General features: G+C 72.8%; 11 protein-coding genes. 5 read left to right on the forward strand and 6 right to left on the reverse strand.

Annotated features, from left to right (window positions below):
* Nucleotides 1–78 precede the first annotated feature (78 nt).
* Entirely contained in the window at nucleotides 79–846 is a 768-nt protein-coding gene (locus O7614_RS11460; protein ID WP_278138442.1) for a TetR/AcrR family transcriptional regulator C-terminal domain-containing protein, read from the forward strand.
* Here the strand turns inward: O7614_RS11460 and O7614_RS11465 are convergent.
* Nucleotides 843–1664, reverse strand: coding sequence for a helix-turn-helix transcriptional regulator (locus O7614_RS11465; protein WP_278138443.1), 822 nt, complete (start codon nucleotides 1662–1664; stop codon nucleotides 843–845). The genes O7614_RS11460 and O7614_RS11465 overlap by 4 nt on opposite strands.
* Nucleotides 1665–1759: 95 nt before the next feature.
* Here O7614_RS11465 and O7614_RS11470 point away from each other — a divergent pair, with 95 nt between their 5' ends.
* Together O7614_RS11470 and O7614_RS11475 are read left to right on the forward strand one after the other, a co-directional pair.
* Nucleotides 1760–2950: a low temperature requirement protein A gene (locus O7614_RS11470; RefSeq protein ID WP_278138444.1), complete on the forward strand. Its 1191-nt coding sequence runs from the start codon at nucleotides 1760–1762 to the stop codon at nucleotides 2948–2950.
* An 8-nt stretch (nucleotides 2951–2958) separates the two neighbouring features.
* Complete coding sequence (locus O7614_RS11475; protein WP_278138445.1) at nucleotides 2959–5127, forward strand: hypothetical protein; 2169 nt, start codon at nucleotides 2959–2961, stop codon at nucleotides 5125–5127.
* Nucleotides 5128–5169: 42 nt separating this feature from the next.
* Here O7614_RS11475 and O7614_RS11480 read toward each other — a convergent pair whose 3' ends face one another.
* From O7614_RS11480 to O7614_RS11490, 3 genes are all read right to left on the reverse strand, one after another.
* Complete coding sequence (locus tag O7614_RS11480) at nucleotides 5170–5565, reverse strand: hypothetical protein (protein ID WP_278138446.1); 396 nt, start codon at nucleotides 5563–5565, stop codon at nucleotides 5170–5172.
* Entirely contained in the window at nucleotides 5562–6011 is a 450-nt protein-coding gene (locus O7614_RS11485; protein WP_278138447.1) for a hypothetical protein, read from the reverse strand. The genes O7614_RS11480 and O7614_RS11485 overlap by 4 nt, the downstream gene beginning before the upstream one ends.
* A 350-nt stretch (nucleotides 6012–6361) precedes the next feature.
* Nucleotides 6362–7240: an alpha/beta hydrolase gene (locus O7614_RS11490; RefSeq protein WP_278138448.1), complete on the reverse strand. Its 879-nt coding sequence runs from the start codon at nucleotides 7238–7240 to the stop codon at nucleotides 6362–6364.
* Nucleotides 7241–7379: 139 nt separating this feature from the next.
* On the opposite strand from O7614_RS11490, the gene O7614_RS11495 reads away from it, so the two are divergent.
* Together O7614_RS11495 and O7614_RS11500 are read left to right on the forward strand one after the other, a co-directional pair.
* Complete coding sequence (locus tag O7614_RS11495; RefSeq protein ID WP_278138449.1) at nucleotides 7380–10715, forward strand: AfsR/SARP family transcriptional regulator; 3336 nt, start codon at nucleotides 7380–7382, stop codon at nucleotides 10713–10715.
* Nucleotides 10716–10829: 114 nt separating this feature from the next.
* Nucleotides 10830–12404, forward strand: a complete 1575-nt coding sequence (locus tag O7614_RS11500) for a Na+/H+ antiporter (protein WP_278138450.1) — start codon at nucleotides 10830–10832, stop codon at nucleotides 12402–12404.
* Nucleotides 12405–12431: 27 nt separating this feature from the next.
* Here O7614_RS11500 and O7614_RS11505 read toward each other — a convergent pair whose 3' ends face one another.
* Both O7614_RS11505 and O7614_RS11510 read right to left on the reverse strand, forming a co-directional pair.
* Complete coding sequence (locus O7614_RS11505) at nucleotides 12432–13181, reverse strand: amino acid ABC transporter ATP-binding protein (protein WP_278138451.1); 750 nt, start codon at nucleotides 13179–13181, stop codon at nucleotides 12432–12434.
* Nucleotides 13178–13951 carry an amino acid ABC transporter permease gene (locus tag O7614_RS11510; protein WP_278138452.1) on the reverse strand — a complete coding sequence of 258 codons (774 nt, stop codon included), beginning with the start codon at nucleotides 13949–13951 and terminating at the stop codon, nucleotides 13178–13180. The genes O7614_RS11505 and O7614_RS11510 overlap by 4 nt, the downstream gene beginning before the upstream one ends.
* Nucleotides 13952–13988 lie beyond the last annotated feature (37 nt).

The raw sequence follows: 13988 nt of genomic DNA on the forward strand, positions 1-13988 counted from the left end.
TGTTCGGGAGACCGCTGGCGCGAATGCCGCGTCCGGCCGGCGTACGCCGTACGCCGGCGTTGTTAGGATGGCCGCACCATGGCGAGTGAGCGCAAGGCGACAGCGGACCCGGCCCGAAGTCTGGCCATCCTCTGGCGCACCAGGGAACCAGCCAGCCGCAGCGCCGGGCCCGGGCTCAGCGTCGACCGGATCGTCCGGACCGCGACCGACATCGCCGACGTGGAAGGGCTCGACGCGTTGACCATGCGTCGGGTCGGCGAGGCGTTGGGCGTCGGCACCATGTCGGTCTACACCTACGTGCCAGGCAAGGCCGAGCTCGTCGCCGTGATGATCGACAGCGCGTACGGCGAGATGCCGCGCCCTGCCGTCGAGGGCGACTGGCGGGCCCGGCTGGAACGGGTCGCCCGCGACAACCTGGCGCTCTACCAGCGGCATCCGTGGATGCTGCGGGCCGAGACGACCCGACCGGTGCTCGGCCCGCACCTGCTGGCGAAGTACGACCACGAGCTCGGCGCGGTCGCCGACATCGGGCTCACCGACGTCGAGATGGACGCGGTGCTCACCCTCGTGCTCGGCCACGTGAAGAGCGCGGCGCGGGCCGCCTCGGAGGTGGTCGACCTGGAGCGCGAGACCGGCATGACCGACGGTCAGTGGTGGCAGTCGCACGCGCCCTGGCTGGAGACCTTCATGACGGCCGACGCCTACCCGACCGCCTCCCGGGTCGGCACCGCGGCGGGCCAACAGCACGGTGCCGCGTACGGCCCGGAGTACGCCTTCGAGTTCGGTCTGCAACGCGTCCTCGACGGGATCTCGGTGGTGGTCGCCGAGCGGGCGACCGCCGGCTAGCGCGGCACCGCGGTCGGGGCCAGCCGGGCCAGGGTGCGCGCCGACGGGCTGCCCGGCTCGGCGTGGTAGACGACCAGCGACTGGGTGGTGCCGCTGATCGTGAACTTCTCGTAGCGCAGCTCCAACTCACCCACCTGTGGATGCTGGAACACCCGCAGTCCACCGCCCGCCCGGGCGCCGACGTCGTGCCGTGCCCACAACCGTCGAAACCGTTCGCTGCCGGCGGTCAGCTCGTCGACCAGCTCGGTGAGGCGTGGGTCGTCCATCTCGGGGCCGACCTGCGCACGCAGTCCGGCCACCGCGTTCGCCGCGACGGCCGTCAGGGCGGGGTAGAGCGCCGGCACGCTCGGGTCCAGGAAGACCGCGCGTAGCAGGTTCACCCCGCTCGTGAAGATGGGTGCCAACGCGGTCGCCAGCGGGTTGGCGAAGAGCACATCCAGATGCCGGCCGTGCACGAACGCCGGTGTCTCGGTCCACGACCCGACCAGTTGCCGGACTCCCGCCGGCACCCGCTCCGGCCGTCGCGCCGGACGGCGGGCCGGGGCCGGACCGCCCAGGCGGTGCAGATGGGCCGTGGCCTCCGCGTCCAGCAGCAGCGCCCGGGCCAGCGCGTCGAGCACCTGCGCCGACGGGTGCCGGTCCCGGCCCTGCTCCAACCGCAGGTAGTAGTCGGCGCTGATGCCGGCGAGCAGAGCCGCCTCCTCACGCCGCAGGCCGGGCACCCGCCGACGGCCGTGCGCGGGCAGCCCGACGTCGCCCGGCCCGATCAGCTCGCGCCGGGCACGCAGGTACTCGCCGAGCGGGCCGGCCGTGCTCATCAACCCATGGTAGGGGCGGGCCTCGGGGAACGCGCCCGCCCCCGGCTGCCAGGTGGTACGACTGGGGCGGCAGTTGACGTCAGGGAAGGCAGGCGATGACGAACGGGTTTGCCGGTCGGCTGCTCCAGCGACGCGAGAACCCCCGCCGGACGTCGTTCCTGGAACTCTTCTTCGACCTGGCGTCCATCTTCGCGCTGACCCGGCTGTCCCGGGCGTTGCTCGACGACGTCACCGTGGCTGGTGGCATCCAGACGCTGATCATGCTGGCGGCGCTCTGGTGGGTGTGGTTCGTGACGGCGTGGTCGGCGGACTGGTTCGACCCGCGTGCCCCGCTGATCGTCGTACTCCTGCTCTGGGTGATGTTCGGCGGCCTGCTGATGGCCTCCGCCGTGCCCACCGCGTTCGACTCGCACGCACTGGTGTTCGCCGTCGCCTACGTCGCCATCCACCTGGGCCGGGGCGCGCTGTTGCTCCCGGCGCTGCGGGGGCATCCGCTGCAGGTACGGAGCGCGCGGGTGGCGATCTGGTTCGCGATCTCCGGCGTGCTCTGGATCGTCGGGGCGGTCGTCGCCCCGGCCCGGGAGATCCTCTGGGCGCTCGCCCTGTTGCTGGAGTACGCCCTCGCACGACTGCGTTGGCCCTTGCCGTGGCTCGGGCGCAGCACCTGGCCCGACCTCCAGGTGAACGGGGAGCATCTCTCCGAGCGCTACCAACAGATCTTCATCATCGCGTTGGGTGAGCTGATCCTGATCGCCGGCGTGACGTACAGCGATTCTGGTCTGGACCGGGAGAGCACCCTGGCGTTCGCCCTGGCGTTCGTGACCGCGGTGGCTCTCGCCCGTCTCTACCTGGTGCCCGCCGGCACGCGGCTCGGGGCCGCCATCGTGGCGGCCGGGCCGCCCGGCAGCAAGCTGGCGCTGACGGCCGGCTACCTGCACCTGGTCATGATCGGAGGGGTCCTCGCCACCTCGGTCGCGATGGAGATGACGATCGACGATCCCGGCATCCGCGACCAGGGACAACTGGCCGTGGGCGTGATCGGTCCCGCGCTGTTCCTGACCGCCCGGATCCTGCTCGCGGCCGCGGTCGACAGCGGCCTGCCCTGGGCGCGCCTGATCGGCGTGCCGGCCCTCATCGTGGCCGGGCTGGCGACCTGGAACCTCCCGCAGCTGGTCAGCAGCGCGGTCGTCGCCGGGGTGTTGCTGCTGATCGTCCTGGTCGACGCGATGCCCATACCGTGGCGGGTTGCCGAACGGGCCGACGCGGCCAGCCGGCAGCAGGGGTAGCCGCCCCGATGTCGGAAGGAGCAGGACAGCACGGTGACGCACCGCGCGAGCACGACGTGGTGGAGTTGCGGGTGCACGGCGTCTCCGGGGCAGAGCCGAGAGTCATTCTGGACCAGGCACCGGTCCGGCAGGTCGCCGGCGACGACAGCGGGGGCTTCCACCGCGCCGAACGGTCCGACGGCGGCGGCCCGGACGGGGTGACGCTTGAGGCGTACCGCTGGGGTGACCTCCCCTCGGGCACCGTGGCCCGGACCGTCTCCCTGGTCTTCCTGCTGCCGTTCATGCTCAGCAACCTGGCGGTGTGGATGCGGCCCACGGCCCGCCACAGCGCCGCCGGGGTCACCGTGCTGTGCCGGCTCCTCGCGCTCGATCTCACCGTGCTGTACGTGGTGTCCGTCGCCGGGGTCGCTCTCGACCTGCTCGCCTGGCGGTGCCTCGGTCCGACCCGCTGCAGAGGCCCGTTCGACACGGTGTTCGGTCTCGACGGGCGACAGGTCGGGCTGCGGCTGGCCGTTCTGGCGCTCCTGCCGATCGCCGCCGTGGCGTTGCTCCGGCTGCTCGGCAGCCGTCGGCCCCGCCCGGCCGGCAAGCCCCTGTGGGTCGTCGAGCCACTGGTGGGGCGGCTGCGGGCGATCCACGTGGCCGCCGCGCTCGCCGTGCTCAGCCTGATACTGCTGGCGGCCCGTACGGCGGGCGGCGCGACGGCCATCACGACGGTGCTGCTGACGCTCAGCGTCGCGGTGCTGCTGGCCTGCGTCGGACTGGTCGTCGTCCCGGGCCTGCTGGACCGGGCGGCAACCATGTGGATGGTCACCCGCACCGCCAGCACCGTGCGCGCGGTGGCCGTCGGCCTGGTCGTGGCCACCCTGGCCACCGTCGCCCTGGACGAACGGGCCTGGCCCTCGTCGGTGGAACTGCCCGGCTACGACGGCATCGCGACCTGGGCGCTGCTCGGGGAGATGGCGCTGCTGGTGGCGCTGAGCGCGCTGGTGCTGTGGCATCACGGTCGCGGGGAACGCCGTAACGCGCTACCCCGAGGGCTGGGCGCCGCGGTGGTCGCGGCCTTCGCGGTCGGCCTGGGCGGAGCGTTCTCCGCCAACCTCGTCTACCAGAGCGGCAACGTGCTGGGCGGCTACCGCGGCGACGGCGGTCCGCCGCTGCCGTACCAGTGGACGATCTTGGCGTTCTTCCTGCACGTCATCGTCGGCGTGGTGGTGTGCGTCGCGTTGACCCTGCTGACCCGGCGACGGCGTCGGCGGGCGGCGGAGGCGATCACGGCCCGCGACTTCCCCACGGTGCCGCCGCGGGGTGTGGGGCGGCTGCGGCAGGTGACGGAGGCGGTCGCCCGGGCGAGGTTCGCCGACTGGGTGGGACTACTCGCCGTGGCGTGGGCCGCGCTCACCGTGATCGGCCTGGCCGCGGGTCTGTCGAGGCTGTTCGACCTGGCGCCGGACGAACTGGCGACGCGGATTCTCGGGCTTCCGGCCGGTGTGGTCGGCATGGGGCTCGCCCTGGGTAGCTACCTCGTGGTGGCCCTGGTGGTGGCCCTGCTCCTGGGTGGGGTGTTCGCCTACCGCACGACGTGGTTTCGCCGGCACGTCGGCATCCTGTGGGACCTGGGGACCTTCTGGCCCCGGGCGGCGCACCCGTTCGCGCCGCCGAGCTACGCCGACCGGGCGGTACCGGAGTTGGCGGACCGGATCACCCAGTTGACCGAGCGGCACGACGGGGTGCTGCTCTGTGGGCACAGCCACGGGTCGGCCCTGCTCGCCCTCGCGGTGCTGCGGCTGCCTCCGCGCGTCCGTGACCGGGTCGCGCTGCTCACCTACGGATCGCCGCTGGACCGCCTGTACGCCCGGCTCTTTCCCGCCTACCTCAACGAGGAGGTGCTACGGCAGGTCGGCAAGCGGGTCGAGTGGCGATGGCTCAACCTGTGGCGCGACACCGACCCCGTCGGCGGCTGGATCTTCGCCCCGCACCGGCCCGGTGATCCACTCCCGGACCCGACCGATCCGGCCGGCCGCGTCGACCGGCGGCTGCGGGACCCGACGGATCTGCTGCCAGCGCCGGGGGAGCGCCGTCCGCCGCCGATCCTGGGGCACCATCCGGGCGAGTCCGACCCGGAGTTCCGGGCGGCGGTGAGCGAGCTCGTGGGCCGCCTCCGTCGTTCTGGCTGAGGCTTCCTGACCAGAGGCCACAGCGCGTGGACTCGATGCGGCTCAGGGATTTTCGGGTGAGCGGTCGGTCTCCGCCACCGTCGCGCGCACCTTCCGCAGGGTGGCGTCCGGGGCGCGGATCGCGGCCCGCCAGCGGTCCAGCGTCCGGGTGAGCACCCGCACGACGAACTGCAACTGGTTGACCTGCTCGCGGAGCACGCCCAGCTCGGATCGGGCGCTCAACGCCTCGCCCTCCAACTGGGTGATCCGGGTCTGCAACGGCTGTACCAGGGTGAGGGCGGCCTCGGTGAGGGTGTCGGCGGCGTCGGCCTTGAACTTGCCGCGCTGCACCACCACGGTGGCGATCGCGGCGAGGCCGGTGCTTCCGCCGAGGATGCCGAGCACGCTGAGCGCCATCTGCACCCAGTGGGGTGCGGCTGGCGCCGGGGAGGCAATCACGTGACACCTGCCTGCAGGGATTCGCAACTTACGACTTCGCAGGCCCGGGCCAGGCGGCGCAGGTCGATGGCGATCTGCGTGGCCCGCCAGAGCGATCCGACCATCACCGCCATGACGAACGACGTCGCGACGAGGGATTGGCGACCCGACATGGCCACCAGGGCCACCGCGTACATGCCGGTGATCGTGCCGAGCACCAGCACCGACGCGAGTTCGAGGCCGAGCCCGGTGGAGAGCCGGCCGGGCCACAGGATGCCCAACATCCCGCCCACACCCACCGCGATCAGCCCGAGCTCCCAGGCCATCTGGATGGGCCCGGGCATGGCCGTCTGCACGGAGATCGGCCGAACGTCGAGGGTCATCATCAGAACGCCACAGACGGGCGCCGCGGCGAGGGCAGCGATCTCGTACGGTTCGTGTCGGGATCGGATACGGGAGATTCCCACGGCAACTCCTTGGTCGGGGACCGGCCTCTCGCGACGGCAACGGGCCCGTGCCGTCCGATCGCGACTGTGGAGCGGCATGCGGCGCTGGTGCGTTGCGGCTGGTCTGTCGTGAGGCGAGGAGGGAGCGACTCGACGTCGTTGGCTGCCGGTATCTGCCTGTTTAGCACCGATGACCAGTCATCGTCCACCATGGGTCAAGTCGCATTACCGCAGGTCAACCCCGCTCAGGCCCGGTTTCTGCGGATCGGGCCCGAGGGAGTGCGGCGACCCGGCCGCAGCACCAGCTCGGTAACCATGAGTGTCGTAAATTTTACCGAGGGTGATTGTGTTGCGGCCGGGTCGCCGATCGGTCAGCGGTCGAGCAGCGTCCGCAGCGCCTGGACCACCTCGGCCGGTGCCTCCTCCGCCATGAAGTGCCCGCAGGTGACCGTCCGGTGCTCCAGGTCGGGCGCCCAGGCCCGCCACACCCCGGCTGCGTCGTAGCCCAGCGCGGCACCCCAGTCCTGTTGGAGCACGGTCACCGGCATGCGCAGCTTGTTGCCGGCCTCGCGGTCAGCGGTGTCGTGGGCCACGTCGATGCCGGCCGACGCGCGATAGTCGGCGACGATCGAGGTGACCGCGTTACGGGACGCCCGCAGGTACGCCGCCCGCACGTCCGCCGGCAGGGACTCCGGATCGCGGGTCCAGGCGTCGAGGAAGTGGCCGAAGAAGGCGTCGGGGCTGCCACCGATCAACTCCTCGGGCAGTCCGGGTGGCTGCGCCATGAGGTACAGGTGGAACGCCACCGCCGCGGAGGCACCGTGCAGCACCTCCCACATGTCCAGGGTCGGCACCACGTCCAGCAACGCGAGCCGGCTGATCGCCGCCGGGTGGTCCAGGCCGGCGCGGAAAGCGACAAGCGCACCCCGGTCGTGGCCGGCCAGCGCGAACCGTTCGTGACCGAGCGCGCCGGCCAGTTTCACGACGTCGGCAGCCATGGTGCGCTTGGCGTACCCGGTGCCGTCGGTGTCGACGGGCTTGTCGCTGTCACCGTAGCCGCGCAGGTCGGGGCAGATGACCGTGTGGTCGGCGGCCAGGTCGGCCGCGACGTGCCGCCACATGAGGTGGGTCTGCGGGAAACCGTGCAGCAACACGACCGCTGGTCCGGACCCACCCACGGCGGCGTTGAGCGTCACACCGTCGGCGACGCTCACGCGCCGGTAGTCGAATCCGTTGATCTTGGGGTCCACGGGAGAACCTCTCTGCTGAGAAGTGCCGGCTGGGGCGGTGACCCCACGCCGTCGTACGTCGTCGAGCCTGCCCCGCGCTGATCAGCGGGCGGTCAGCGTCGGATCAGTGCGGGCCCGCCGCCGCGCCTAGATTGGTGCCATGACCAGGCAGCCGACGGCACCGGACGCCGTGACCTTCGGCGTCCTCGGGCCGGTGACCGCCGTGACCGGGCGTGGACCGGCAGCGCTGCGCGGGCACCGACACCGCCTGGTGCTGGCCCGGCTGTTGATCGCCCACGGGCGGGTGGTGCCGGTGCAGCGTCTGGTCGACGACCTGTGGGAGGTCGCGCCGGACGGCGCGGTGGGCGCGATCCGGACCTTCGTCGCCGACCTGCGCCGGGCCCTGGAGCCCGATCGGCCACCCCGACAGCCGCCCCGGACCCTGGTCACCGAACCACCGGGGTACGTGCTGCGGGTCGCCCCGGACGCGGTGGACGCCGGCCGGTTCGAGGCAGCCGTCGGCGAGGCGGGCACGCTGCTCACGGCGGGACGCCCCGCGCCGGCCCTGACCGCCCTGGACGAGGCACTGCGGCTCTGGCGAGGGCCGGCGTACGCGGACTGCGCGAACGAGGTCTGGGCGGCTGCGGAGATCAACCGACTGGACGAGTTGCGGATGCTGGCCGTCGAACGGCGGGCGGAGGCGCTGTTGGCGCTGGGTCGGCCGGACGAAGCCGCCGCTGACCTGCCGGCTCACCTGGCCAGCTATCCACTGCGAGAGGACGCCTGGCGGTTGCTCGCGGTCGCCCGGTACCGCGCCGGTCGGCAGGGGGACGCGCTGGCCGCACTGCGTGCGGCACGCAACGTCCTGGTGACCGAGCTGGGCGTGGACCCGGGGCCCGAGTTGCAGAGGCTGGAAGCCGACGTCCTGGCCCAGGCGCCGCATCTCACCCCGACCCTCGACAGCGTCGCCACTCCCCGGCTCCGACGGCCCGCTGGGCCGGCCCCGGCGCGGCAGCGCCCGTTCGTCGGCCGGGACGTGGAGCTGGACCGCCTGCGGCATGCCGCCGAGGCAGCGCTCCGACGGCGCAGGCCCACCCTCGCGCTCCTCAGCGGCGACCCGGGTGCCGGGAAGACCGCGATGGCCGAGACGTTGGCCCGGCGGCTCGCCGTCGAGGGCTGGACCACGGCATGGGGACGCAGCCCGGAGTACGAGGGTGGCCCGCCGGCCTGGCCGTGGACCCAGGTCACCGACGCGCTCACCGGGCTGACCGGCGAGGTGGCGGCCTCCGGGCCGGTCGACGAGTCGAGCGACCCCGCCGGCAGGCGGTTTCGTCGGCACCGGGCGGTGGCGTCGTTGGTTGCCGCGGTCGCCGACCGGGGGCCGGTGCTGGTGGTCCTCGACGACCTGCACCGCGCCGACGGTGACACCCTCGACCTGCTGACCGCCCTGCTCACCGGACCACATCCGACCACCGGACCGGTGCTCATCCTCGGCACCTACCGGGCCACCGAGATCAGTCCGGAGCTGACCGCCGCCCTGGCCCGCGTCGCCGGGCTGGAGCCGACCCGGGAGTATCTCGCCGGCCTGTCCGCGTCGGCGACGGGCGAGTTGGCCCGCGCCGTCGTCGGCGCGGCACTCGCCCCGGACTCCGCCCGGTTGATCCACGACCGCAGCGGCGGCAACCCGTTCTTCGTCCGCGAGCTGGCCCAGTTGTACGCGAGCGAGGGGGAGGCCGCGCTGGCCTCGGTGCCGCCCGGGGTACGCGACGTGATCCGGCACCGGCTGGCGCAGCTGCCCACGCCGACGCGCACCGTCCTGCGGCAGGCCTCCGTGCTCGGCCGGGATCTCGACCCGGAGGTTCTCACCTCCCTGGCGGGCGACTCCGCAGTCGTGCTGGACGCCGTCGACCGCGCCCTGCAGGCCGGTCTCCTCACCGAGCGGGAGCCCGACGGGCTGCTGCGCTTCACCCACATCCTGGTCCGCGACACGCTCTACGCCGACCTGTCCACGCCGCGCCGCGCCGCCTGGCACGCGGCCATCGCCGAAGGGCTGCGACAACGAACACCCGTCGAGCCCGCCGCGATCGCGCACCACCTGCTCCGCGCGGGCGGACGGGCCGCTGCCGCTCGTGCCGGGGTGTACGCCCGCACGGCTGCCGAGCAGGCCGAACGCGGCGGCAACCCGCACGAGGCGGCCCGCCTGTGGGGGCAGGTGATCGAGGCGTACGACCGCGCCGGCGACGTCGAGCAGCGCGAGCGGTTGACCGCACTGCTCGGTCTGGGGCGCGCGCTGGCCGTGACCGGGCGGCTTGCCGAGGCGCGAGGGCGACGTGCCGAGGCGATCACCGCCGCCGAGTCAGCCGGCGATCCGCTGCTGATCGAGGAGGTGCTGGCCGGCTTCGACGTACCCGCGATCTGGACGCGCAACGACGACGACAGGCTCTCCGGGCACATCGTCCGAGCCGCCGAGCAGGCCCTGACCGCTCTCGGCCCGACCGGCTCGGCGCGGCGCAGCCGACTGCTGAGCACCCTCGCGCTGGAGTTGCGGGGCACCCCCACCGACCGTGGTCGCCGGGCGGCGGACGAGGCCGAGACGATCGCCCGGACGGTCGACGACCCCGGGCTGCTGGCCTTCGCGCTCAACGCCCGCTTCCTGCACACCTTCCAGCACGTCGGCCTGGCCGCTGACCGGGCCCGCATCGGTGGTGAGCTGGTCGACCTGGCCGCCCGGCACCGGCTGGTGACCTTCGAGGTGCTCGGTCACCTCGTCCTGGTCCAGGCGTACTGCGCGCTGGCCGACCGGCCCGCCGCCGACGAGCACGCCCGCGCCGCCGACCGCCTCGCCGAGCGGTACGAGCTGCCGTTGGTCGCGGTCTTCACCAGGTGGTTCGCCGCACTGCGCCTGGCTCTCGACGGCGAGTCGGCCTCGGCGGCGGACGCCTACCGATCGGCGGCCGGCCACCTGCCCGCCGACGCCATGCCGGGCCTGACCCGTGGTCTGCTTCCGCTCGCGCTGCTCGGCCTGCGGTTGGCCGAGGCCGTCGACGACGACCGTCCGCGCTCCGAGGCCGACGGTCTCGACCGACCGGTTCCCAGCCTGGACGGGGCCGACTGGGCGGATGTGGACTGGGGGCCGCACGAGCCGTGGGTCCGGCCGTTGCTGCTGCTCGCCGACGACGACCGGGTTGCCGCGGCAGCGGCCGTGCGGGCCCTTCCGGACGGGCCGCACGATCTTCTCCGGGAGGTGCGTCTCTGCCTCGTCGGTCAGGCGGCGCGTGCCCTCGGTGACCGCCCCACGATGCAACGGGTCTACGCCGAGCTGCTGCCGGCGGCGGAGGAGGTGGCTGCGGGCAGCGGCGTGCTCACCTTCGGCCCGGTGGCCGGGCACCTCGCCGCCCTGGCTGGCGCGCTGGGCCGTGCGGAGGAGTCGGCCGCGCTTCGCCGGCGCGCCCGTGCGGTCACAGCTCGGGCCCGGGCCGCCAACCTCGCCCGATGATCGCCACCCGCCGCCGACCGTGACTTGCCGATTCTCCTCGGAACCCACCGGTGGGTGCGGTCAGATGGAACCACCGGCGCGTCCACCGCCGGGGGCGATCAAGGGGGGTACGCCGTGCAGGCGCTCGTCATGGTCGTGGTGCTGGGCGCGACTGTCCTGATCGGCACCACGCTCGGCGGACGGTACCGGGTGGCCCCGCCGATCCTGCTCATCGCGTTCGGGGTGCTGCTCGGCCTGACGCCTCCGCTGTCCGAGGTGACCCTGGAACCCGAGCTGGTACTGCTGATCTTCCTACCGGCGATCCTGTACCGGGAGAGCCTCACCCTCAGTCTGCGCGAGATCCGGGCGAACCTTCCGGTGATCGGGTCGCTCGCCGTGGTGCTGGTGCTGCTCACCATGGTCACGGTGTCGTTCACCGCGCAGGCGTTCGGGGTGAACCCCGCCGCCGCCTGGGTGCTCGGCGCGGTCCTCGCCCCGACCGACGCCGCGGCGGTCACCGGGCTCGCGAAACGGCTGCCCCGAAAGCTGCTCACCACCCTGCACGCCGAGAGTCTGATCAACGACGGCACCGCCCTGGTGATCTTCGCGGTGACCGTGGGTCTGCTCACCCAGAGGGCGGAGCCGGGCCCGCTGGGCATCGGTGAGGAGTTCGTCGGCGCCAGCCTCGGCGGCGTGCTGGCCGGTGTGCTGGTGGGGGCGGCCGTGGTGCTGGTCCGCAAACGGCTCGACGACCCGCTTCGGGAGGGCGCGCTGAGCGTGCTCACGCCGTTCGGCGCGTTCCTGCTGGCCGACTCGGTGCATGCCAGCGGTGTGCTGGCGGTGGTGGTCGCCGGGTTGGTGCTGTCCTACGCCGGTCCACGGGTGATCCGCGCCCGGTCGCGGGTCCTGGCGTTGGCGTTCTGGGACCTCTCCACGTTCCTGATCAACGGTGGGCTGTTCGTCCTTCTCGGCACCCAGATACCCCGCGCGGTGCGGGGCATCACCAGCACCTCGCCCGGTCGGGCACTGGTGGTCGTGCTCGTGGTCACGCTCGTCGTGATCAGCGTCCGCCTGTTCTTCGTCTACCTGATCTCGCAGGTCGCGAGGCTGCGGCGTCGCCGGCTCATGGACCCGAGCCAGGGGCCCTCGGCCTGGCGGGTGGGAACCGTGGCCGGCTGGTCCGGTTTCCGGGGTGCGGTGTCGCTCGCCGCCGCCCTGGCTGTCCCGACGGTGACGGTCGCCGGCCGACCGGTGGTCGAGCGCGACCTGATCATCTTCGTCACCGCGCTGGTGATCGTGCTGATCATGCTGCTCCAGGGCACCACCCTGCCGCTGGTCGTGCGCTGGGCGGGGCTGGTCGGCGACCCGGAACGCGCCCACGAGACCCGGCGCGCCCGGCGGCGGGCCACCGAGGCGGGTCTGGCCGCTCTGCCCCAGGTCGCCGCCGAGATCGGCGCCGGGGCGGAACAGGTCCGTCGGCTGCAAGCCGAATACCAGAGGCACCTTGCGGACGTCGACGAGAGCGGAGGGAGCACCGCCGAGGAGCGCCGACTGGAACGCCAACTGCGCCTGAAGGTCCTCGCCCACAAACGTCGGGAGGTCACCCGACTGCGCGACAACCGGGAGATCGACGACCTGGTGCTGCAGGAACTCCAGGCCGCCCTGGACAACGAGGAGATCCGGCTGCTGGGGCGCGGAGCCAACGAGTGAGCGTCAGCGGCTTCCGGCAGCAGCGGCTCAGAGCACCTGGGCGAGGAACCGACGGAGCCGAGGATGCTCGGCCCGTTCGAAGACCGCCTCGGGCGGGCCGGCCTCCAGCACCACGCCCCGGTCCATGAAGGCGACGGTGTCGGCGACCTGCCGGGCGAAGCCCATCTCGTGGGTGACCACCACCATGGTCATGCCCGCGGCGGAGAGGTCGGCCATCACCCCGAGCACGCCCTTGACCAGCTCCGGATCGAGCGCCGAGGTGGCCTCGTCGAAGAGCATCACCTCGGGCCGCAGCGCCAGCGCCCGGGCGATCGCCACCCGCTGCTGCTGACCGCCGGAGAGCTGCGCCGGTCGGGCGTCGGCCTTGGCGGCCAGACCCACCAGGTCCAGGTGGGCCCGGGCGGCGGCCTCCGCCTCGTCCTCGCCGAGTTTGCGGAGCCGGCGCAGCGCGAGGGTGACGTTGCGCAGCACGCTCATGTGCGGGAAGAGGTTGAACTGCTGGAAGACCATCCCCACCCGCTGCCGCAGGCCGTCCGGGTCGTCGCCCAGCACGCTGCGCCCGTCCAACAGCACGTCGCCACGGTCCGGCTCGATCAGCCGGTTGATGGTGCGCAGGAGGGTGGACTTGCCGGACCCGGACGGACCGATCACGCAGGCCGTCGCGCCCCGCGGCACCGTGAGGTCGACGCCGCGCAGTACCCGGTTCGGCCCGAAGGCGAGATGCACGTCGCGTACGTCGAGGCTGACCGAGGTGGTGGTGTCGGTGGTGGTGGTCATCGCCGGTCTCCCTGGATCGTGGCGGGCAACGGCAGTTCGTCGTCCTCGTCGTCCGGTGCGGTGGCTGGCCGGCCGTGGCGCAGCCGCCGGTCGATCCAGTTCACGACGTGCGTCAGCGGAACGGTCAGCGCCAGGTAGAAGAGCCCGGCCAGGAGCAGCGCGGACTCGTTGCCGGTGGTGGCCGCGTAGTCCTGCCCGATCCGGAACAGCTCCCGCTGGCTGGCCACCAGGCCGAGGAAGTAGACCAGGCTGGAGTCCTTGATCAGCGCGATGAGCTGGTTCACCCAGGCCGGCAGGACCCGCCGGATGCCCTGCGGAATGATCACCAGCCGCATCGCGTCGCTCCAGGAGAAGCCGAGCGCACGCGCGCCCTCCAACTGGGCGGCCTCCACCGACTGGATGCCGGAGCGGAAGATCTCCCCGATGTACGCGGCGGCGATGAGTGACAGCGCGAGGATCCCCAACGGATAGGGGTCCGGTCCCCAGACCTGCATGCCCAGCGGTGCCAGCCCGACGCCGATCAACAGGATCGTCGCCGCGGCCGGCAGCCCCCGGAACACGTCGGTGTAGACCCGCGCCGGCCAGCGCAACCACCGGCTGCGGGAGATCCCGGCGACGGCCAGCAGCAGGCCCAGCACCGAGCCGAGCAGGGCGGCGGAGACCGCCAGGATCAGCGTGTTCGGCAACCCGACGGTCACCATCTCGGGCAGCGCCTCGCCCATCGCGTCCCAGTCGAAGAACGTCTCCCACAGGGTGCTCAACGGATCCATCGGTCGTCTCTCCTACCGTCCTGCTCGCTCGTCACCG

The sequence above is a fragment of the Micromonospora sp. WMMD961 genome, assembly GCF_029626145.1.
Classification (GTDB): domain Bacteria; phylum Actinomycetota; class Actinomycetes; order Mycobacteriales; family Micromonosporaceae; genus Micromonospora.